The sequence below is a fragment of the Luteibacter pinisoli genome (genome assembly GCF_006385595.1).
In the GTDB taxonomy this organism is placed as follows: Bacteria; Pseudomonadota; Gammaproteobacteria; order Xanthomonadales; family Rhodanobacteraceae; genus Luteibacter; species Luteibacter pinisoli.
This window is the reverse complement of record NZ_CP041046.1, coordinates 995942-1015634: the sequence shown is the minus strand read 5'-3', so window position 1 is coordinate 1015634 and position 19693 is coordinate 995942. Positions and strand designations below refer to the sequence as shown.

The following is a 19693-nucleotide window of genomic DNA, read 5'->3' as shown; positions in this document are numbered from 1 at the left end:
CTCCGGCTTGTGCGGCACGAAACGTGCCGTGTGGACTCGGGGGCGGGCAGGCCCTTGCCCGCCCCCGACCTCGACATCCCACAAGCCCAAGAAAAAAGGGCCGGCGATAAGGCCGGCCCTTCTCATTCAGCAGCGCGAACCGATCAAGCCGCCCGCGATGCTTCCATCTTCTCCGCCTTCGCGGCGACGCCAGCCTTCAGCTCGTCGCTATCGAAGTCGTCCACCGAGATGAACTCGGCGACGGCATCACGCACACGCTGCAGGAGCTCGCTCTCGGCCGCGGTGATCGCGCCCAGCTTCTCGGCTTCCGCCAGCTGCTCGTTGTACGTGTGCGCCTTCAGCTGGCCGCCCTTGAACGCCTTGAGGAACTTGCGCTCCACCGGCTCGGCGGCGATGACGTCCGGCAGCACCGCGTTCATCTGGCCAACGACGTTGTTCGGGGTCGGGGTCAGGTACGTCCACGTGGTCAGGCGATCGCGGGCCTCGCTCGGCGCCGTGATCAGCGCGGCGACGCGACGACCGAGGCGATCCGACGGCGGCACTTCGCGGCGGCCGAACGGGAACACGAGGAAACGCAGCAGCCATGCCACCGGACGGACCGGGAAGTTACGGATCACGCCATCGAGCGCCATCTGCATGTTCCACACGCACTGGTGGAACGCCCAGGCCAGCAGCGGACGGTCCGCTTCCGGACGGCCGGTGTCTTCGTAACGCTTCAGCATGGCGCTGGCGATGTACAGGAACGACAGGGTATCGCCCAGGCGCGCCGACAGCTTTTCCTTGAACTTCAGCTTGCCGCCCAGCACGCCCATCGAGACGTCGGCGCAGAGCGCCAGCGCGGCCGAGTAGCGGTTGAGCTTACGGTAGTAGCGGCGGGTATAGGCGTCGCCCGGGGCGTCACCGATACGGGCGGCCGTGAGGCCCAGCACGAAACTGCGCACGGCGTTGGAGAAGCCGAAGCCGATATGGCCGAACAGCGCCGAATCGAAGGTCTTCAGGCGCTCGCGGTAATCGGCGATGCCCAGGGCCTGCATTTCCTTCAGCACATAAGGATGGCAGCGGATCGCACCCTGGCCGAAGATCATCAGGCTGCGCGTCATGATGTTCGCGCCTTCCACCGTGATCGCGATGGGCACGCTCTGCCAGCCGCGGCCCATGTAATTCTTCGGGCCGAGGATCACGCCCTTGCCGCCGTGCACGTCCATCGCGTCCGAGGCGATCTGGCGGCACCATTCGGTGGCGTGGTACTTCGCGATCGCCGAGGGCACGGCCGGCTTCTCACCGCGGTCCACGGCGGCGGCGGTCGAGCGCGACAGCGCCTGCATGGCGTAAGTCAGGCCGCCGATGCGGGCCAGCGCTTCTTCCACGCCCTCGAAGCGGCCGATGGCCAGGCCGAACTGCTTGCGCATGCGGGCATAGGCACCCGTGGCGGCGACGGCCATGCGCGAGGCGCCAGTGGCGTTTGACGGCAGCGAGATGGCACGACCCACCGACAGGCATTCGACCAGCATGCGCCAGCCCTGGCCGGCCATGTGCGGGCCACCGATCAGCACGGACAGCGGAACGAACATGTCCTTCGCGTGGATCGGGCCGTTCTGGAACGGCGTATTCAGCGGGAAGTGGCGACGGCCGATTTCCATCCCCGGGGTTTCGCGCGGCAGCAGCGCCAGCGTGATGCCCAGGTCTTCCTTGTCACCCAGCAGCTTGTCCGGGTCGTACATGCGGAACGCGAGGCCGACGATCGTGGCGACCGGGGCCAGGGTGATGTAGCGCTTGTCGAAGGTCAGGCGGATACCGACGGTTTCTTCGCCATTCCACGTGCCCTTGGTGACGATGCCGAAATCCGGGATCGAGGTGGCGTCCGAACCCGCGTAGGGGCCGGTCAGCGCGAAGCACGGCACTTCACGGCCATCGGCCAGGCGCGGCAGGAAGTGGTTCTTCTGCTCGTCGCTGCCGTAGTGCATCAGCAACTCGCCCGGTCCGAGCGAGTTGGGCACGGCCACGGTGGAGGCCAGCGTCTGCGACATGCTGGAGAGCTTCTGCAGCACGGCCGAGTGGGCCAGCGCGGAGAAGCCGAGGCCGCCGTAGCTCTTCGGGATGATCATGCCGAAGAACTTGTTCTTCTTGATGAACTCCCACACGTTCGGCGGCAGGTCCGCCAGCTCGTGGGTGATCTGCCAGTCGTCGACCATGGCGCAGAGTTCTTCCACGGGGCCGTCAAGGAACGCCTGCTCCTCCACCGACAGTTCCGGCTTCGGCTGCTTGAGCAGCACGGACCAGCGCGGCATGCCCGAGAACAGCTCGCCTTCGAAACCGACGGTGCCGGCTTCCAGGGCGGTTTGCTCGGTTTCCGACAGCTTCGGCGTCACCTTGGCAAACATCGACAGCAGCGGCGCGCTGATCTTCTTGCGGCGGAAATCCACCATCAGCAGCGGCACGGCGACCGCGGCCAGCAGGATCAGCACGATAACCGTGGTCACCGGCGCACGGGCGAGGAGCCCGACGACGAAGGTGGTGGCCGCCGTGGCGATGGCCCACGTCTTCAGGGACGTGCGGTGGTAAGCACATGCACCAGAGGCAATCAGTGCCGCCAGTACAACCAGGATCGCAGACATGGATATCACCTCGTAACGTCGTAGTGCTTAAGGGGTGTTGCTCAAAGGGTTTGCATGAACGCTGCGATTTCTCGCGTGAATGCGTCGTTGGCATCGCCGGCCACCATGTGCGTGGCATCGGCAAGCGATACGTGGCGCGCATGTGGGACCAGGCGGAGGAATTCGTCGACGGTATGGCTGGAGACCACGTCGCTGCGGGCGCCGGAAAGCAGCAGCACCGGCACCTGCACCTTCGCCGCGGCGGCGAACAGGCGCGGCTGGTAGCGCTCGCTTTCTTCGACCAGGCCATCGAGCAGGGCCGGATCCCAGTGCCAGCGGAGGCGGCCGTCGTCGCCCTGGCGAAGCAGCGGCTTCAGCTGGCTTTCCGTCTTGCGCTCACGGCGCTGCGGCAGGTAGGCCTCGATGGCGGAGGCGGCCTCGTCGTAGCTGGCGAATCCGTGCGGGTGGGCGCGCATGAAGCCGAGGATACGTTCCACGCCGCGGGTTTCCCACCGCGGGGTGATGTCGACCAGCACGAGTGCCGAGAACGGGCACTCGCCGTCCGCCTCGCCGGCCGCGACGAGCGCCAGCAGGCCGCCCATCGAGGCGCCGACCACGACCGGACGCGGGCCGTCCGCCGGGGTCGCGGCGTCGGCCACGGTGCCCAGGTCGGCCACGAACTGTTCCATGTGGTATTCGCCGCGCGGCACGTGTTCGCTTTCGCCATGGCCGCGGGCGTCGAAGGTCACCACCGGGTAACCCTGGCCGGCGAGGGCGCGGGCACTGCCCGACCAGGCGTTGCGGGTCTGGCCAAAGCCATGGGCAAACACGAGGCCGGGCTGGCGGGCGCCTTCCCAGCGCTCGCCGGCAAGCAGCAGGCCATCCAGCGCGGTGAGGCGCAGGGGCGACGACAGGACGGTGGTGGGTTCGGCAACCATACGGCCGAGTATGTAGGGCCGGAAACGCCGCGTCAATACGGATGCGTACGGTCACGTAACGCACGGAAAGTCAAGGTCTTACGCAGCACGTACGGAAGCGAATGCATTGCAAACGGGGCCATTCCGGCTACCATGCGCGGATGAACGATGGTGCCAAGACCGAACGAGTCCGCCTTTCCGCCGAAGACTGGGAAGACGGCGCCCTGGCGTTGATCGCCGAGCAAGGCGTGGGCGCGCTTGCCGTAGAAGCCCTCGCCCGCCGCCTCGGCGTGACGAAAGGTAGCTTTTACTGGCATTTCCGCACCCGCGAGGCGCTGCTCCAGGCCGCGCTGGAACGCTGGGAAGAATACGGCGAGCGCGAAGTGCTGGCCGAGATCGAGCGCATTGCGGATCCGCGCAAGCGCCTGCCCGAGCTGTTCCGCCGCGTGGCGCACGAGCTGCAGCCGCACCGGGTGTATGCCGCCCTGCTGAAAGCCCTCGACCATCCGCAGGTGGTCCCGGTGATGTCGCGCGTGTCCCAGCGGCGCATGGATTTCCTGACGCGCATGTATAGCGAGGCGGGACTGGAGCCAGTGGTGGCCCTGCACCGCGCACGCCTAACCTATGCGGCGTACGTCGGCTTCCTCCAGCTGAACTTCACTCTGGGCCTGCCGCGGCTTTCCCACGACGAATTCGATGCGTACGTGGAGCACGTGATCACCACGCTGACGCCGGACAAGCCCGAGTCCTGACTGAACGGCGCCGCGAAATTGCTGCGCCGTGCCTTGTAAATACCACGATCCGCAAACTACTGTCTCTACAGGCATTTACCTGGAGACCACACCGGATGGGTTCGCAAGGCAGTTCGTTGGAAGCATTGAATCGATGGGTTGACGATGTCGCCCGCCTGACGGAGCCCGCCTCCGTCGTGTGGTGCGACGGGTCGGACGCGGAATATGCGCGGCTCGTGGAAACCATGCTGGCCAGCGGTGATCTTCTCCCGCTCAACGAGAAGACCAACCCCCGCAGCTACCTGCACCGCTCGCATCCGTCGGATGTGGCTCGCGTGGAACATCTCACCTTCGTGTGCACGCCGGAGCAGGACGACGCCGGCCCGAACAACCACTGGATGGCGCCGGCCGAGGCCCACGCCAAGATCGATGCCCTGTTCGAGGGTGCGATGCGTGGCCGCACCATGTACGTGATTCCCTACTGCATGGGCCCGATCGATTCGCCGATCGCCCGTTGCGGCGTCGAAATCACCGACAGCCCGTACGTCGTGGCCAACATGCGCATCATGACCCGCATGGGTGCGCCCGCCCTGGCGCGCATCGAGCGCGAGGGCCGCTTCGTGAAGGGCCTGCACTCCACGGGCGACCTGGACCCGGAACGCCGCTTCATCATGCATTTCCCCGACGAGCTCGCGATCAAGTCGATCGGCTCGGGCTACGGCGGCAACGCGCTGCTCGGCAAGAAGTGCCACGCCCTGCGCATCGCCAGCCACCAGGCGCGTCGCGAAGGCTGGCTGGCCGAGCACATGCTCATCGTCGGCATCGAAAATCCGAAAGGCGAGAAGCACTACATCGCCGCCGCGTTCCCGTCCGCCTGCGGCAAGACCAACCTGGCCATGCTCATCCCCACCGAGGGCTACCGCGAAGCGGGCTGGAAGGTGTGGACGGTCGGCGACGACATCTGCTGGATGACCCCGGGTGAGGATGGCCGCCTGTGGGCGATCAATCCGGAAGCCGGCTACTTCGGCGTGGCACCGGGCACCGGTGCGAACACCAACCCGGCTGCGCTGGAAACGCTGGGGCACGATGCCATTTTCACCAACACGGCGGTCACCGCGGACGGCCGTCCATGGTGGGAAGGCCTGGGCGAAGGCGAGCCGAAGACCGACTGGCAGGGCCGTCCGTTCGACGCTGCCAACGGCCCCGCCGCGCATCCGAACTCGCGCTTCACCGTCTCGGCAAGGCAGTGCCCGAGCTGGGCGCCGGAATCCGAAGACGCCGCGGGCGTACCGATCTCGGCCATCGTCTTCGGCGGTCGTCGTCCGTCGCTCGTGCCGCTGGTATTCGAGGCGAAGGACTGGGCGCATGGCGTGCTGGTTGGCGCGGCCATGGGCTCGGAAACCACGGCCGCGGCCACGGGTGCCGTCGGCGTCCTGCGCCGCGATTCCATGGCGATGAAGCCGTTCTGCGGCTACAACTTCGCCGACTACTTCGCCCACTGGCTGTCGTTCGACAAGCCCGGCGCGAAACTGCCGCGGATCTTCCACGTCAACTGGTTCCGCAAGGATGCCGACGGCCGCTTCATGTGGCCGGGCTACGGCGAAAACCTGCGCGTGCTCGACTGGATGATCCAGCGCGTGGAAGGCCTGGCCAAGGGTGAGGACACCCCAATCGGCATCGTGCCTGCCGCGGGTGAGCTCAACACCGACGGCTTGGCCATCGCACCCGCCACGGTGGACGACCTGCTTCACGTCGATATCGACGGCTGGGTGGAAGAGCTCAACCACATCGGCCTGTACCTCGACACCTACGGCCCGCGCATGCCCGAACGGCTGAAGGCCGAACGCCAGCGCGTCAGCGACGCCCTTGAAGCCGCCATCGAGCGGCGCGAGGCACGGGTCGCCTGACCCACCCGGACAAGCCCGGCCATCTGGCCGGGCTGCCACTCCGCAAAGGCTGCGATGGCGGTTAAACCGTTTCTCCCTTGCCGGCATCCAAGCTGGCAAGATGAACGCCCTATGCCTCGCCGCCACTTCCTTCATGCAGCCTGAGCTGCCCGTCACGACGTCGGACGACGACATCGTGCGAGCCGCCGCCGCCGGCGACCGCAAGGCGTTCGAGACCCTTTACCGCCGCCATGCCGACCGCGTGTACGGTGCCGTCCTGCGCCTGGCCGCCTTCGACCATGCACGGGCGGAAGACCTCACCCAGGAAGCCTTTGTTCGCGCCTGGCAGAAGCTGGACAGCTTCCGCTTCGAGAGCGCCTTCGGTACCTGGGTATACCGCCTCGCGGTGAACGTGGCGCTGATGTCCATACGCGCCCGCAACGCCGACCCGGTCAGCATCGTGGACGACGAACACCTGCCTGACATCGCGGATATCGACAATCCCGTGCGCGCCATCGAGCGCGACGAACTGGAAAAGGCCATCGGGGGCTTACCTCCGCGGGCCCGGGCCGTCCTCGTGCTGCATGACGTGGAAGGCTGGAAACACGAGGAGATCGCCATCGAACTCGGCATGGCGGTCGGCTCATCGAAAGCGCAGTTACACCGTGCCCGCGGCCTGCTCCGCCGCGTGCTGGGAGAAAGGTCATGAACGAACTCGATTACCTGCGCCAGACGCGCGCACTCAACCGCCCGGTAGCCCCGCGGCGCGACCTGTGGGCCGGCATTGAAGCCCGCCTGGATGTCGTGCCCGCCGCGCAGCCCTCACGTCATCGACGCGCCCAGCCCTGGCTGATGGCGGCCGCCATCGCCGCCGTGGCCGTCATCAGCGGCGGCATCGGCCTGCACCTGGCGCCGGGCGGAAGCGATGCGGTGGCCGAAGCGCACACGAACTGGAAGCCGGCCGACCCGCGCCTCACCGGTGCCGCGGTGGAACTGGATGCCGCCCGCATGGAACTCACCCAGGCGATGCAGGATTCCCCGCAGTCCCCTGCCCTTCAACGCTTACTGCAGAAGACCGAACGCCAGCGCGACCGCCTGCGCACCTTCGACAAGCAGGCCGGCTAAAACCGCGACAACCGCCAGGATCCATCCCCATGAAAACGCTCTATGTCACCCCCCTGCTGCTGGCGCTGTCGATCGGTCAGGCGTACGCCTCGACACCGATCAACCTGTCGAAAGACATCCGGCCCACGGCAAAGATCACCATCGACAACACCAAGGGTGAAGTCACGGTCACGGCCTGGGACAAGAACCAGGTACAGGTCACCGGCACCCTCGGCGACGGCGTGAAGCCGCTCGAACTCGACGGCGATGCCGACAACGTCGACATCCATGTCGAAGCCGGTGGCGGCAAGAACGGCTGGTTCGGTAACTGGAACAACGACACCCGCATGCAGCCCACGGTGCTCAACGTCCGCGTGCCGAAGACGGTCAAGGTCGAGGTCAACGTGGTGAGCGCGCCGGTGAGCATCGACGGCCTGGACGGCGGCAAGGTGGAGGTGGATTCGGTCAGCGGCCGCATCCGCGCCAATGTCCGCGCCCCGGAAGTCAGCATGCAAACGGTGAGCGGTACCATCGACCTGGCTGGCAGCGCCGGCAAGGCCGACCTGCAGACCGTCTCCGGTGATATCACCGCGCCGACCATCCGTGACCGGGTGGAAGCGCAGACGGTGTCGGGCCGCATGACCATCGGTGGCGGCCCGTGGAAGGAAGCGAACTTCAGCACCGTGTCCGGCGATACGCAGATCCGTGGCGGCATCACCGGCGACGGCAAGCTCACCGTGGATTCGATGAGCGGCGACGTGGAACTCGGCCTGCCGGCCGACACCTCGGCCCGCCTGGAAGCATCCACCTTCAGCGGCGACCTGCGCACTGACTTCGGCAGCCCGACCAAGGGTGATGACGGCCCGGGCAAGGAACTGAAGACCACCATCGGCAGTGGCAGCGGCCACATCCACGTGGAAGCGTTCAGCGGCGACGTGAAGATCCGGCGCGGCGGCAACTAGGCCGTCCCTCCGGGAACAAAAAAGGCCGCGAATGTCGCGGCCTTTTTTTTACAGATCCTGGTGGTACTGCACGTACGGCGTACGCGACTGATCCGGCTCGGGGATGCTCGGCCCACCGGAGGGGCCCGTGCCCGACGACCACACGTTCTGTGCGCCGACGGAAAGCTCGCCACGCCACGGCAGGCGCCAGGTGACGCCCAGGTCGATGGCGTTCCAGCGACGGTCGCCATTGAGTGCGTTCACCGCGCCGGCTTCCGGCTGCATGCTGCGACCCGTGATCGCACCGTACAGCGGACCGCGATCAACACCCAGGCTAAGGGACTTCTGATCCACCGCACCGATCCCCAGCAGGTTGCCCGGCTGCAGGCGGACCCGGCCGACGCTGGCACCCAGGTCGATGCCGCTGCGGGCACCCAGGTCGAGGCGGCCATGCGCGTTCAGTTCGGTGCTGGAGGACAGTGCGCTGTACGGCAGGCCGGAGGCCGTCGTCAGGCCCGGCAGCACGCGCGGCAGCGCCGCACCCGAACCGGTCGGACGCGACGAACCCACGCCGATGCCCAGGCTGTAGCCCGAACCACGGTAGGTGGCGCCTACTTCACTGCCGACGATGCGCGGCGGCGCACCGGGGGTGTTGCAACGATCGCCACTGACGGCGGCCGCCGAAGCCGAACCACACGATTCAGCCGAATTGATCCAGGACTGGCCGCTGACGTTGGCGTGCGCGGAAACGCGCGGACCGAGGTCATACTGCAGGCCACTGGAGAGGAACGGGCCCGACTGCACCGGCCGGACGGCCAGGGCACGGGTGGGATCGGCACGGTCGTCGGCGGTGGCCGACAGCGTGCGGCCATCTTCGGTACGCCACAGCGGCACGGAACTCTGGCCACCGTCACCTTCGGCGGGCGCCGCCAGCAGGCGGGCCGGCGACATATCCGCACCCACCGGCACAACCTGCCCGGCCGCTGCAAGCGGCATAAGCAAAAGCGTGGTGAGTAAGGACTTACGCATGGTGACCGTTATCGTCAGGTGGCTGGCTTTCCCCGTCCCCCGCACCAGCCCTGGCGGGATGTGCCGAGCATACCCCATTTTACTTTTTACTAACACCCCAGCGGGGCCACCTTAAGAAAAAAGATTACCTGCCGTTTATGACCGTAGGGGGAGGTCCAGCGACCACAGGCGCAGCCGGCATGAGACCGGTGGCGGGCGGCCGTCGCACCTCGGCTTGAACGCAGATAGACTGAACCGACCACGACCGGAAACCATGCAGGCGATGACCATCGCTCCATCCCAAAGCCCCGCGTTGCAGGCACCCGGTCAGTATCCGATCGAGACGCTGCACGATGCCGTGGAGCGCCTGCTGAGGGCGGCCGACGCCGAAAGCGTTCGCAACGAATGCGAGGCTTTCGCCCGTTGCCTGCTGCCTGAGGCGCGCATCACGTGGCGCGAGGCCCTGGCCGAGCCGACGCATGCCGGCCATGTGGTGGAGCTGGGCAACGACCCGCAGACCGAGCGCATCCTGGAACTGCACACCACGGAGCAGGACGCCGCGCCGTGGGCGGACATGACCGGATGGCTGACCCGGCTGGCCTCGGCGCGCCTGCGCCAGCTCGCTGAAACCGCCAACCTTTACGAGGCGATCTCGCGCCTCGCGCTGGCCGAACGGCTGCAGCGTGCGCTCTACGCCATTGCCGAGCAGGCCGGCGCCGAGCACAACATGAATGACATGATGAGCGCGCTCCACGCCATCGTGGGCAGCCTCATGTACGCCGAGAACTTCTTCATCGTGCTGTACGACGCACAGAACCGCACGGTGCGCTTCCCGTACTTCGTCGATTCGGTGGATCCGGACATCCCGGACCCGGAAGGCATCCGCCCCATCGAGGCCATTGAGAACACGCTGACCTGGCATGTGCTCAAGAGCGGCAAGTCGATGATGGGTGCCAGTTCGGATCTCGAAAAGAACCTGCCTGGCCCACGCGTGCCGATTGGCCCGCCCAGCGACGACTGGCTCGGCGTGCCCATGAAGCGCGGCGACGACATGGTGGGCGCGCTGGTGGTGCAGAGCTACCGTCCGGACACCCGCTACACCCAGAACGATCGCGAACTGCTGACCTACGTGGCGCAGCACGTGCAGACCGCTCTGGAACGCCGCCAGGCGCACGAGGAACTCGAGCGCCGCGTCACCACGCGTACCGCCGCGTTGCGCGAAGCCAACCGCGTGCTGCGCCAGCAGGTATTGCAGCGTCAGCGTGGCGAGCGCCTGCAGGCCGCGCTGTTCCGCATCGCCGAACTGGCCAACACGTCCGACAGCATCGAAAATTTCTACGCCGCCGTGCATCGCGTCATCGGCGGCCTGCTCTACGCGCGCAATTTCTATATCGCGCTGCTAACCGAAGACCAGAACAAGCTTACCTTCCCGTATTCGGTGGACGAACTGGACGGCGTGCGCGAACCGCGCGAGCTCGGCCGCGGCCTCACCGAGTACGTGCTGCGCAATGGCAAGGCCCTCCTTGCCGACCGCGAGGAAATCGACCGGCTCAACCGCGACCAGGTGCTCTCCACCAGCGGCGCACGTTCCCTGCACTGGCTGGGCGTGCCGCTGATCTGGAACGAGAAATCGATGGGCGTCCTGGCGGTGCAGAGCTACACGCCGGAACACACGTACAGCGCGCGCGACCAGGAACTGCTCACCTTCGTGAGCTACCACATCGCCAACGCGTTGCAGCGCAAATACACCACCGAGTCGCTGAAACAGGCCTATGCGAGCCTGGAGCGCCGGGTGACCGAACGCACGCGCGCGCTGGCCCTGGCCAACCGCGACCTGCGTGAACAGATCGCCGAACGCGAGCGCGTCGAGCGCCGCCTGAAGTACGAAACGCTGCACGATTCGCTCACCGGCCTGCCTAACCGCACGCTGCTGCTGCAGCGCCTCGAGCAGGCGTTGAACCACTATCGCGAGAGCCCCACGGACCTCTTCGCGGTGCTGTTCATCGACCTCGACCGCTTCAAGGTGATCAACGATTCCGTCGGCCACCTGGTCGGCGACGACCTGCTGTTCCAGGTCGGCGGCCGCGTGCGCGCCTGCCTGAAGACCCGCGACGTCGTGGCCCGCCTTGGCGGCGACGAATTCGCCGTGCTGGTCGAAGGCATCACGGACCCGCAGGCGGCGACGCACATTGCCGAGCGCATCATCGCGCAGTTGCAAACCCCGTTCCGCCTGGGCGCGAAGGAAATCTTCACCTCCGCCTCCATCGGTATCGCGTTGCCGACGCTCGATTACACCCGGCCGGAGGAACTGCTGCGTGATGCGGATTCGGCCATGTACCGGGCCAAGGCCGAAGGCCGGCATCGCGCCGCGGTGTTCGATGACCGCCTGCGCCGCGAAGCCCTGCTCCTGCTGGAGCTGGAAGGCGACCTGCGCCGCGCCATTGCGCGCAACGAATTCGTACCGTTCTTCCAGCCCATCGTGGACCTGGAAGACCTGCGCGTGGTCGGCTACGAAGCCCTGCTGCGCTGGCGCCATCCGGAACGCGGCCTGCTCCCGCCGGCCGAATTCCTGGTCGTGGCCGAGGACACCGGCTGCGCCGAAGCCATCGACTGGCAGATCTTCGAACAGGTGGCCCGCCAGGCTCGCGCGCTGACGCGCGACGAAGGCTTTATCAGCATCAACGTCTCGGGCAGCCATTTCCGCTCACCGGACCTGGACCAGCGCCTGCTGGACCTGTTCGCCGAACACGAAGTGCCCGCGCGCTGCATCCGCGTGGAAGTCACCGAGCGTGCGCTGCTCGAGAACCCGGCGCAGGTGAAGCGGATCCTCGAAAACCTCCGCCACCATGGCGTGGGCGTGGCGCTGGATGACTTCGGCACCGGCTACTCGTCGCTGAGCTACCTGCACCAGTACCCGATCGAGACGCTGAAGATCGACCGCTCGTTCATCATCGAGCTGCCGGCCGAGGAAAGCGAAGGGCACAGCACGGCGGTGGTGCGCGCGATCCAGGCGCTGGCCAACTCGCTGCGCATGCAGGTGATCGCGGAAGGCATCGAAACCGAGTCGCAGATGCGCGCCCTGCGCCGCATCGGCTGCCGCTTCGGCCAGGGCTTCCTGTTTGCCCAGCCGGCGCCGGCCAGCAAGTGGCTCGGCGCACCGCTTTCGCTGGACGCGTGAGTTACTGCAAGGTGCTGGGCGCGGGCGGGGTATCCGGCCCGGCCAGCGCCTGCTCCGCGTCCACGCGGTCGAACGTGTAGCGCGTGGCGCAGAACTCGCAGATCACCTCGATCTCGCCCGCGCGGTCTTCCAGCGCCGCTTCCACTTCCTCGCGGCCCAGCGCCCGCAGCATGCCCTCGACGCGTTCACGCGAGCAGGTGCAGCCGAACGCCAGTGGGCGCGGGTCATAAAGGCGCACCGATTCCTCGTGGTACAGGCGGTACAGCAGCTCCTCCGGCGACGTGGCCAGCATCTCGGTGTCGCTCAGCGTTTCCGTGAGCATGCCCACCCGGTTCCACGCGTCATCGTCGGCCTCGGCCGCGCTGTGGCCGCCTTCACCGGGGATGGCCTGCAGCATCAGGCCCACCGCGTGCGTACCGTTCGCAGCCAGCAGGATGCGTGCCGGCAGCTGCTCGGAGCGCTCGAAGTAACCCTCCAGGCCCTTGCTGATCGACATGCTGCCGTCGAGGTCCACCGCGCTCTGGTAGCGCCCCTTCTCGACATGGCCCACGGTAATCGCCAGCACGGCCTCGTCGAGCGCGCCCAGGTCCACCTTGCTGCCGACGGCGTCCGCGTCGAAACGGGCCAGCCCGCGCACGCGGCCCTGGTCGGTGCATTCGGCGAAGAGCAGGCGCACGGCGCCTTCGCTCTTGAATTCCAGCGAGAGCGAGCCTTCGAACTTGATGTTGCCGGTGAGCATCGCACTGGCCGCCACGGCCTGGCCGAGGGTATTTCTCAGGGCCTCCGGGTATTCGACGCGCGAAGCGATGTCCTGCCAGCTGTGGCCCAGGCGCACGAGCACGCCGCGCACGCCGGCTTTTTCCAGCATGAAGCGGTGCAGTACGTCGTCGGCAACGAGGGTTTCGACTAAGGAATCGGTCACAGTGGTCTCCTGGTGATCCGACGAAAGATGGGGGCAGCGCCGCGGGGCGACAAGCCCGGCGCCATTGGCCCTTATACTGCGCCATCCTTTGTCATCGCGCCCCCATGCCCCCGACGCCCCGCTCGCTGCCCCGCCGCATCGTCCGCCTCGTCGCCATCCTGGCCGTGGCGTGGCTGGCCCTCTCCGTGCTCGTGGTGCTCGTGCTGCGCTTCGTGCCGCCGTGGACCAGCGCCTTCATGATGGAGCGCCATGTGGAAGCCGTCGTCACCGGCGAAAAGGATTTCACGCTGCGCCATCGCTGGGTGCCGTGGGACGAGATATCGCCCCAGGTCGGCATCGCCATGGTGGCCGGGGAAGATCAGAAATTCCCCTACCACCATGGTTTCGATGTTGACGCGATCCAGGACGCGATCGACGCGGCGGACGAGGGCAAGCGCCTGCGCGGCGCGAGCACGATCAGCCAGCAGACCGCGAAGAACCTCTTCCTGTGGAATGGCCGCAGTTTCGTCCGCAAGGGCCTTGAAGCGTATTTCACGGTGCTGATCGAGGCGCTCTGGCCGAAGCAGCGCATCCTCGAGGTGTACATGAACACCGTCGAGCTCGGCGACGGTGTCTACGGCGTCGGCGCGGCCAGCGATACCTTCTTCCACGTGCCGCCGTCGCGCCTTGGCGTCACCCAGGCGGCCCGCCTGGCCGCCGTGCTGCCCAACCCGCGGCGTTTCCGCGTCGATGCGCCCAGCGCCTATGTGCAGCGCCGCACCGCGTGGATTGCGCAGCAGATGGGCCAGCTCGGCGGCCCCGCCTACCTCACCCGCCCCGCGCCCGCCCGAGGCCGCGTCCGATGAGTACCGCCATGCCCTATTCGCTCGCCGTCATCGTCCCCGCCTATAACGAAACCGAGGTGCTGGAACGCTTCCATGCACGGCTTGGCGCCGTCCTGGACACCATGGACACCATGGACGCCGGGGCAACGGTGATCTACGTGGACGACGGCAGCGCCGACGATACGTGGCAGATCATCGACCGGCTGGCCCAGGCGGATGCCCGCGTGGCCGGCCTGCGGCTGTCGCGCAACTTCGGCAAGGAAGCCGCGATGACGGCCGGCCTCGACGCCGCCGATGCCGACGCGGTCGTGCTGATCGATGCGGACCTGCAGGACCCGCCCGAGCTGATTCCCGAGCTGGTCGCGCGCCTGCGCGAAGGCAACGACGTGGTGTACGCCACCCGCGCCGACCGCGCCGGCGAGACCCGTTTCAAGAAATTCACGTCCGCGGCGTTCTATCGCGTCATGGAGCGCGTGTCGGACAACCCGATGCCGCGTGACACCGGCGATTTCCGCGTGCTCTCGCGCCGCGCCGTGGCCGCCCTGCGCGAACTGCGCGAGCGCCAGCGCTTCATGAAGGGGCTGTTCGCGTGGATCGGCTACCGCCAGGTATCGCTGCGCTACCAGCGCGATGCGCGCCTGGCCGGCGACACCAAGTGGAACTACTGGCGCCTCACCAACCTCGCCATTGAAGGCATCACGTCGTTTTCGGTGGCGCCGCTGCGCGTGGCCACCTGGCTCGGCCTTTCCGCCGCGTCGCTCGCCTTCCTGTACGGCCTGTGGGTGATCCTGAAGGTAGCCGTGTGGGGCGATCCGGTACGCGGCTATCCCACCCTGCTCGTCGTGATCCTGTTCATGGGCGGCGCACAACTCATGGGCCTGGGCGTCATCGGCGAGTACGTCGGGCGTACGTACGCCGAGACCAAGCGGCGCCCCCTGTATTTCGTCGAGGACCGCCGCGGCGCAACGCGCCCCTTCACTGAGCCGTGACCCCCATCCGCCCCCGGCCGGCGTAAACTCGTACGCAGCGGCGATGCGCGCCGCGTCCAGCCAGGGAGTCGAGCATGCAGCAGGTCAAGCATCTCCTGGGAGCGAAGGGCAAGGACGTATATGCCGTGGCACCCGATGCCTCCGTCTACGAGGCGGTGCAGCAGATGGCCGAGAAGAACGTCGGCGCACTGGTGGTCATGAAAGGCAGCGAACTGGTCGGCATCATTTCCGAACGCGACTACGCACGAAAGGTGATCCTGAAGGATCGCTCGTCGCGTGACACGCCCGTCGCCGACATCATGACGGTGAGCCTCGTCACCGTCGCCACCGATGCGACGGTCGATGAGTGCATGCGGCTGTGCACCGACGGGCGGCTCCGCCACCTGCCGGTGCTGGACGGCGGCCGGGTGGTCGGCGTGGTCTCCATCGGTGACCTGGTGAAAGCCACGATCTCCGAGCAGCGGGAAACCATCAACCAGCTCGAAACCTACATCACGAGCTAGTCGTCGCGCTGTTCCGGCAGCAGGTCTGGCGAGGTGGCGGCGCGACGCGCCACCTCGGTCGCCACCGCGGCCAGGCCCGCACAGACCAGGCCGATGGTGGCGATGCCTACGCCCGCACCTTTCGCGGCGCTGAGCGAGGTCGTGACCACCAGGTCGCCGAAGCGCCACACGGCGGTTTCGATGAAGTTCTTGCCCTTGTAGCGCGCCTCGCGAGGTATCCGCGTATACAGCGAATCCGAGGCGGGCTTGGTCATCCCGTAGGTCATGCTGCGGCTGCCGATCATCACCAGCGCGATCAGCGGGACGGCGTGGCCGACGAGGGAGAAATCCACCGGCCCGAAGTACGCCAGCAGGGCCAGCAGCACGAAATTGGCCAGGGTGGGCAACACCATGGCCCATACCGCGCCCAGGCCACGCAGGATCAGCGGCGTCAGGGTGAGCTGCAACGCGGCGCCGATGCCGTTCACCCACAGGTCGAGGTCGGCATAGAACGCGGTACGCGCGGCGTTATCGAGGAAGTGCAGCTTGGCGTAATCCGCCACCAGCGCGTACGCCAGGGTGGCGATGCCGTCGCTGAGCAGCATCAGCACCGTCATGTAGCGCAGGAAGGGCTGTGAGAAGGCTGACTTGGCGCCCTCAAGGATGGAGCCGCCCACGGGCTCCCCCGAGGACGCGGCGTTGTCCCCGGGCCGCGCAGACAGCGCCAGCAACGCGCCCAGCGCCAGCAGCAGGCCCACCGCGGAAATCACCAGCATCGACGGGACACCGACGCGCTGCACGAGCAGGCGCGTCACCAGCGGCCCCAGCAGGGCGCCACCCATGCCGCCGAAGGCGATGAACGGAAACACCAGGCGGGCCTGCCGGCTCTGGTAGATGTCCGCCATGAAGCTCCAGAACAGCGAGACCACGAACAGGTTGAACACGCTGACCCAGACGAAAAACACCGTGCCCAGCGCCACCGCCCCGATCCGGTCCTGGGCGACGAACGCCGGCACGAAGCCGACCAGGCAGGCGATGAAAAACAGATAGCTGACGCCGATGAGGCGCTTGCGGGGGAAGCGCGCGACGAGCCAGCCGAACACGGGGGTCAGCCCCAGCATCACGCCGAAGACGATGGCGTAGAAGCCAGGCAGGGACGACGAGCCCGCCGCGCCCACGAGCTGGTCGCGAACGGGCCGGAGGACGTAGTACGAGGTCATCACGAAGAAAAAGGCGATGACCGAAAGGGCGAGGGTCAGGCCTTCACCCATGGCGGGTCGGCGTGCGTTCACGTTGGCCGGCATTTCCGGTGGAGGCACGTAAAGCCTAGCACGGCTTTTCCGGCAAACCCGCTGTTCTTGCGGGCCGCACGCCCGCGTTGTGGATGCCGGGCAAGTACACGACAATGACAGGGAAGTTGCCCGCAGTACGATTCACCAAGCCGCGAGATCAGCATGCCGTTCCGTCTCACCTCCCTGCTCGCGTGCGCCCTTGCCGCCGCCCTCTCCGCCCCGCTCGCCTACGCGGCGCCGCCGCCGAAACCGCCCGTGGTCCACGTGGACCCGGAAGCCGCGAAGCTCCCCGCGGAGCGGGTGAAGCAGACGGTGGAGGACTACAAGCGCTGGCTGGATGCCGCCGAGGCGCGCGACGCCGCCCCCGCGATCGTCACCGCGATCATCGTGGACGACAAGGTGGTGTACGAGCGCGCCATCGGCTACGCCAACGCGAAGACGAAGGAAGCGGCGACGCCCGACACGGTCTTCCGCCTGGCCTCGCTGTCCAAGGCGTTCGCCACCGGCGTCACCGCCGTGCTCGTGCGCGATGGCTTCCTGAACTGGGATACCAAGCTCACCGACACCCTGCCCTACTTCAAGCTCAAGGACGTCCAGGCGGCCCAGCAGGCCACCGTGCGTGACATCCTGGGCCAGCGCCTGGGCCTGCCGCGCAACACCTACGACGCGATGCTGGAAGCCGACGCGCCCTACGAGGAGCTGGTGCGCAAGCTCGATGAGGTAGACCTCTCCTGCAAGGTCGGCGCCTGCTACGGCTACCAGAACGTCGCCTTCAGCATGATCGGCGACGTGATCTACGCCACCACGGGCGATTACTTTTTTCGCCAGGTGGAGCGACGCATCTTCGCCCCGCTCGGCATGGTCGACGCCAGCTACGGGCGCGACGCCCTGGAAGCCAGCAAGAGCTGGGCGCGCCCGCACCGCGGCGGCCCGCACAACTGGATTCCGTACGAGCCGAACGACGCCTACTACCGCGTGGCGCCGGCGGCCGGCGTCAACGCCAGCCTGCGCGACATGGAGCAGTGGCTGATGGCGCAGATGGGCGGGCGGCCGGACGTGCTGCCGACGCCGCTGCTCGACGTCCTGCACGCCCCGGGCGTGGCCACGCCGTCCGAAGAGCATTCGCAGCCCTGGCGCCGTGCCCGCGTGACGGATGCGCACTACGCCCTGGGCTGGCGCGTCTTCACCTACGCAAACGAAGACCTCGTCTATCACGCCGGCGCCGTGTCGGGGTACCGGACGATGATCGGCTTCTTCCCGAAGTACCACGCAGGCGTGGTGACGATGTGGAACGCCGCTGCGCCCATCCCGGCCGGCCTGATGCCCATGGTGTTCGACGACCTGCTCGGCCTGCCGCACGTGGACTGGGCGGGCGTGGAAGGCAGCGTGCACGCCGCACCGGCGCCCAAGGCCGCACCGGTGAAGGCCAGGACGAAGTCCAAGGCCGCGCCCGCCCCGGCAAAGAAGAAGCCGGCGGCGAAGAAGAAGAAATAACGCCAAGGAAAAACGGCACAAAAAAAATCGGCCCCGCGAGGGGCCGATTTCGTTAGCGTCCGAGGTTGAACTGCAACCGTCGGCGCAGGGTCACCGTCATGGGCTCGCCGTTGCGCATCGCCGGCTTGAACTCCCACTTGCTCACCGCATCGACCGCCGAGCGATCGAAGATGTGCTTGGGCTGCGCGTCCACGACGTTCACATTGCTGACGACACCGTCGGCACCCACGGTCAGTTCCACGTCCACCCAGCCTTCCTGGTTCGCACGCATGGCGGCGGTCGGGTAACGCGGGTTCACCTGGCGCACGAGCACCGCCTCGGTAATCGCCTCGTCGGCGGCCGAGCGTGCCGGCGCGGCGGCACGCGGTGCCTGCGGCTGGGCCGCGGCAGGCTGCTGCTGGGCGACACGGGCGGCCTGGTCACGCGCCGCCTGCTGGCGTTGCGCCTCAGCCGCTGCGGCGGCCGCCTGCTGCTCCGCCTGCGCCTTCGCCGTGGCCGCGGCGTTCTGCTGGGCCAGCTGCGCCTTCTGCGCGTCCTGGGCCTGCTGCTGCTCGCGGTCGAGGGTCTTGCGCTGCGCGTCCAGCTTCGAGCGCAGGATGGTCAGCGTGTAGTTCGCCGGATCGGCCTTGGCGAGCAGGTCGATTTCACGCTGCGCTTCGTTGAAGTCACGCGCGTTGATCGTCTGCTCGGTGGCGGCCGCGCCGTAGGAGAACGTCTCGCGCAGCGCATCGGCGGCGACGGCGTTGCCCGGCTGCTTCTGCAGCACCTTCATATAGAACTCAAAGGCGTTGTTACCGGCCGGCGCCACCAGGCGCTGGTCGTTCATCGCGGTGCGTGCCTCGGCCAGCAGCTGGTCGACGCTGAGCGCGTCCACGTTCGCCGGGGGCGCCTCACGCGATGCGCCCGGCTTGGCTGCCGTGGTCGCACCCTGCTGCACCAGGCCCTCGTTGGCGTCGTGATAGGGCTTGATGATGAGGAAATACGCAGCCACAGCCAGCACGACCACGATAATGAGGACGGCGAGCGTGACGGGATTGATGGCACCACGCATGCGGCGGCGCATCGGGAATCGATGACGGGTATCCATGGCGGCGGGACTGGACTCCGGAATGAACGCGCGCCCCCTGATGGCTTGACGCGCAGGACCCCCCGTCCTACGCAGCGCGTGGCTGGAAAGGTAACCGCAATGCGGGCATGAATCCAGTCTGCCGGCCTAGGACCTTTTCCGGGGCAGGAACGTACGGGCCCTGGAAATGAATAACCCCGGACAGGCCGGGGTCAAGTTTCGAAGTGGCTCCCCGCGCTGGGCACCGCGGGGAGCTAATTCGCAA

At 67.3% G+C, this 19693-nt stretch carries 16 protein-coding genes; 10 read left to right on the top strand and 6 right to left on the bottom strand.

What is annotated here, in order from left to right:
• Positions 1 to 143: 143 nt before the first annotated feature.
• Positions 144 to 2615: an acyl-CoA dehydrogenase gene (locus tag FIV34_RS04560; RefSeq protein ID WP_139980115.1), complete on the bottom strand. Its 2472-nt coding sequence runs from the start codon at positions 2613 to 2615 to the stop codon at positions 144 to 146.
• 41 nt (positions 2616 to 2656) lie between these two features.
• On the bottom strand, positions 2657 to 3532 hold the full coding sequence (locus tag FIV34_RS04555) for an alpha/beta fold hydrolase (RefSeq protein WP_139980113.1): 876 nt from the start codon (positions 3530 to 3532) through the stop codon (positions 2657 to 2659).
• A gap of 140 nt (positions 3533 to 3672) precedes the next feature.
• On the opposite strand from FIV34_RS04555, the gene FIV34_RS04550 reads away from it, so the two are divergent.
• The 5 genes from FIV34_RS04550 (at position 3673) to FIV34_RS04530 (ending at position 8194) form a co-directional block, all read left to right on the top strand.
• Positions 3673 to 4263: a TetR/AcrR family transcriptional regulator gene (locus FIV34_RS04550; RefSeq protein ID WP_139980111.1), complete on the top strand. Its 591-nt coding sequence runs from the start codon at positions 3673 to 3675 to the stop codon at positions 4261 to 4263.
• A 95-nt stretch (positions 4264 to 4358) separates the two neighbouring features.
• A complete protein-coding gene (locus FIV34_RS04545; protein WP_139980108.1) occupies positions 4359 to 6149 on the top strand; it encodes a phosphoenolpyruvate carboxykinase (GTP) in 1791 nt (596 codons plus the stop codon).
• A 133-nt stretch (positions 6150 to 6282) separates the two neighbouring features.
• On the top strand, positions 6283 to 6837 hold the full coding sequence (locus tag FIV34_RS04540) for an RNA polymerase sigma factor (RefSeq protein ID WP_139985691.1): 555 nt from the start codon (positions 6283 to 6285) through the stop codon (positions 6835 to 6837).
• A complete protein-coding gene (locus FIV34_RS04535) occupies positions 6834 to 7253 on the top strand; it encodes a hypothetical protein (protein WP_139980106.1) in 420 nt (139 codons plus the stop codon). The genes FIV34_RS04540 and FIV34_RS04535 overlap by 4 nt, the downstream gene beginning before the upstream one ends.
• A 29-nt stretch (positions 7254 to 7282) precedes the next feature.
• On the top strand, positions 7283 to 8194 hold the full coding sequence (locus tag FIV34_RS04530; protein ID WP_139980104.1) for a DUF4097 family beta strand repeat-containing protein: 912 nt from the start codon (positions 7283 to 7285) through the stop codon (positions 8192 to 8194).
• Positions 8195 to 8242: 48 nt separating this feature from the next.
• Here the strand turns inward: FIV34_RS04530 and FIV34_RS04525 are convergent, their stop codons facing one another.
• The gene (locus FIV34_RS04525; RefSeq protein WP_139980102.1) at positions 8243 to 9202 is read right to left on the bottom strand and encodes a hypothetical protein; all 960 of its coding nucleotides are present in this window, start codon (positions 9200 to 9202) and stop codon (positions 8243 to 8245) included.
• Between the two features lie 262 nt (positions 9203 to 9464).
• Between FIV34_RS04525 and FIV34_RS04520 the strand changes: the two genes are divergently transcribed.
• Complete coding sequence (locus FIV34_RS04520) at positions 9465 to 12359, top strand: bifunctional diguanylate cyclase/phosphodiesterase (RefSeq protein ID WP_139980100.1); 2895 nt, start codon at positions 9465 to 9467, stop codon at positions 12357 to 12359.
• A gap of 1 nt (position 12360) precedes the next feature.
• Here FIV34_RS04520 and hslO read toward each other — a convergent pair whose 3' ends face one another.
• Positions 12361 to 13227 (bottom strand): Hsp33 family molecular chaperone HslO, encoded by an 867-nt coding sequence (gene hslO, locus FIV34_RS04515; RefSeq protein ID WP_139985689.1) that lies wholly within the window; start codon positions 13225 to 13227, stop codon positions 12361 to 12363.
• 158 nt (positions 13228 to 13385) lie between these two features.
• On the opposite strand from hslO, the gene mtgA reads away from it, so the two are divergent.
• The 3 genes from mtgA (at position 13386) to FIV34_RS04500 (ending at position 15597) form a co-directional block, all read left to right on the top strand.
• Positions 13386 to 14126, top strand: coding sequence for a monofunctional biosynthetic peptidoglycan transglycosylase (gene mtgA / locus FIV34_RS04510; protein WP_139980098.1), 741 nt, complete (start codon positions 13386 to 13388; stop codon positions 14124 to 14126).
• Positions 14123 to 15094, top strand: coding sequence for a glycosyltransferase family 2 protein (locus tag FIV34_RS04505; protein WP_281286827.1), 972 nt, complete (start codon positions 14123 to 14125; stop codon positions 15092 to 15094). The genes mtgA and FIV34_RS04505 overlap by 4 nt, the downstream gene beginning before the upstream one ends.
• 74 nt (positions 15095 to 15168) lie before the next feature.
• Complete coding sequence (locus FIV34_RS04500) at positions 15169 to 15597, top strand: CBS domain-containing protein (protein WP_139980096.1); 429 nt, start codon at positions 15169 to 15171, stop codon at positions 15595 to 15597.
• Here the strand turns inward: FIV34_RS04500 and FIV34_RS04495 are convergent.
• Positions 15594 to 16868, bottom strand: coding sequence for an NTP/NDP exchange transporter (locus FIV34_RS04495; protein WP_342777380.1), 1275 nt, complete (start codon positions 16866 to 16868; stop codon positions 15594 to 15596). The genes FIV34_RS04500 and FIV34_RS04495 overlap by 4 nt on opposite strands.
• A 162-nt stretch (positions 16869 to 17030) precedes the next feature.
• Between FIV34_RS04495 and FIV34_RS04490 the strand changes: the two genes are divergently transcribed.
• Positions 17031 to 18362, top strand: a complete 1332-nt coding sequence (locus tag FIV34_RS04490) for a serine hydrolase domain-containing protein (protein WP_139980094.1) — start codon at positions 17031 to 17033, stop codon at positions 18360 to 18362.
• Positions 18363 to 18414: 52 nt separating this feature from the next.
• Here FIV34_RS04490 and FIV34_RS04485 read toward each other — a convergent pair whose 3' ends face one another.
• Complete coding sequence (locus FIV34_RS04485; RefSeq protein WP_246058746.1) at positions 18415 to 19425, bottom strand: energy transducer TonB; 1011 nt, start codon at positions 19423 to 19425, stop codon at positions 18415 to 18417.
• Positions 19426 to 19693: the final 268 nt, after the last annotated feature.

What these genes read in the sequence shown, in the direction of transcription:
- FIV34_RS04560 (WP_139980115.1), bottom strand. Translation starts at nt 2,615, where the DNA reads ATGTCTGCGATCCTGGTTGTACTGGCGGCACTGATTGCCTCTGGTGCA.
- FIV34_RS04555 (WP_139980113.1), bottom strand. Translation starts at nt 3,532, where the DNA reads ATGGTTGCCGAACCCACCACCGTCCTGTCGTCGCCCCTGCGCCTCACC.
- FIV34_RS04550 (WP_139980111.1), top strand. Translation starts at nt 3,673, where the DNA reads ATGAACGATGGTGCCAAGACCGAACGAGTCCGCCTTTCCGCCGAAGAC.
- FIV34_RS04545 (WP_139980108.1), top strand. Translation starts at nt 4,359, where the DNA reads ATGGGTTCGCAAGGCAGTTCGTTGGAAGCATTGAATCGATGGGTTGAC.
- FIV34_RS04540 (WP_139985691.1), top strand. Translation starts at nt 6,283, where the DNA reads ATGCAGCCTGAGCTGCCCGTCACGACGTCGGACGACGACATCGTGCGA.
- FIV34_RS04535 (WP_139980106.1), top strand. Translation starts at nt 6,834, where the DNA reads ATGAACGAACTCGATTACCTGCGCCAGACGCGCGCACTCAACCGCCCG.
- FIV34_RS04530 (WP_139980104.1), top strand. Translation starts at nt 7,283, where the DNA reads ATGAAAACGCTCTATGTCACCCCCCTGCTGCTGGCGCTGTCGATCGGT.
- FIV34_RS04525 (WP_139980102.1), bottom strand. Translation starts at nt 9,202, where the DNA reads ATGCGTAAGTCCTTACTCACCACGCTTTTGCTTATGCCGCTTGCAGCG.
- FIV34_RS04520 (WP_139980100.1), top strand. Translation starts at nt 9,465, where the DNA reads ATGACCATCGCTCCATCCCAAAGCCCCGCGTTGCAGGCACCCGGTCAG.
- hslO (WP_139985689.1), bottom strand. Translation starts at nt 13,227, where the DNA reads ATGCTGGAAAAAGCCGGCGTGCGCGGCGTGCTCGTGCGCCTGGGCCAC.
- mtgA (WP_139980098.1), top strand. Translation starts at nt 13,386, where the DNA reads ATGCCCCCGACGCCCCGCTCGCTGCCCCGCCGCATCGTCCGCCTCGTC.
- FIV34_RS04505 (WP_281286827.1), top strand. Translation starts at nt 14,123, where the DNA reads ATGAGTACCGCCATGCCCTATTCGCTCGCCGTCATCGTCCCCGCCTAT.
- FIV34_RS04500 (WP_139980096.1), top strand. Translation starts at nt 15,169, where the DNA reads ATGCAGCAGGTCAAGCATCTCCTGGGAGCGAAGGGCAAGGACGTATAT.
- FIV34_RS04490 (WP_139980094.1), top strand. Translation starts at nt 17,031, where the DNA reads ATGCCGTTCCGTCTCACCTCCCTGCTCGCGTGCGCCCTTGCCGCCGCC.
- FIV34_RS04485 (WP_246058746.1), bottom strand. Translation starts at nt 19,425, where the DNA reads ATGCGCCGCCGCATGCGTGGTGCCATCAATCCCGTCACGCTCGCCGTC.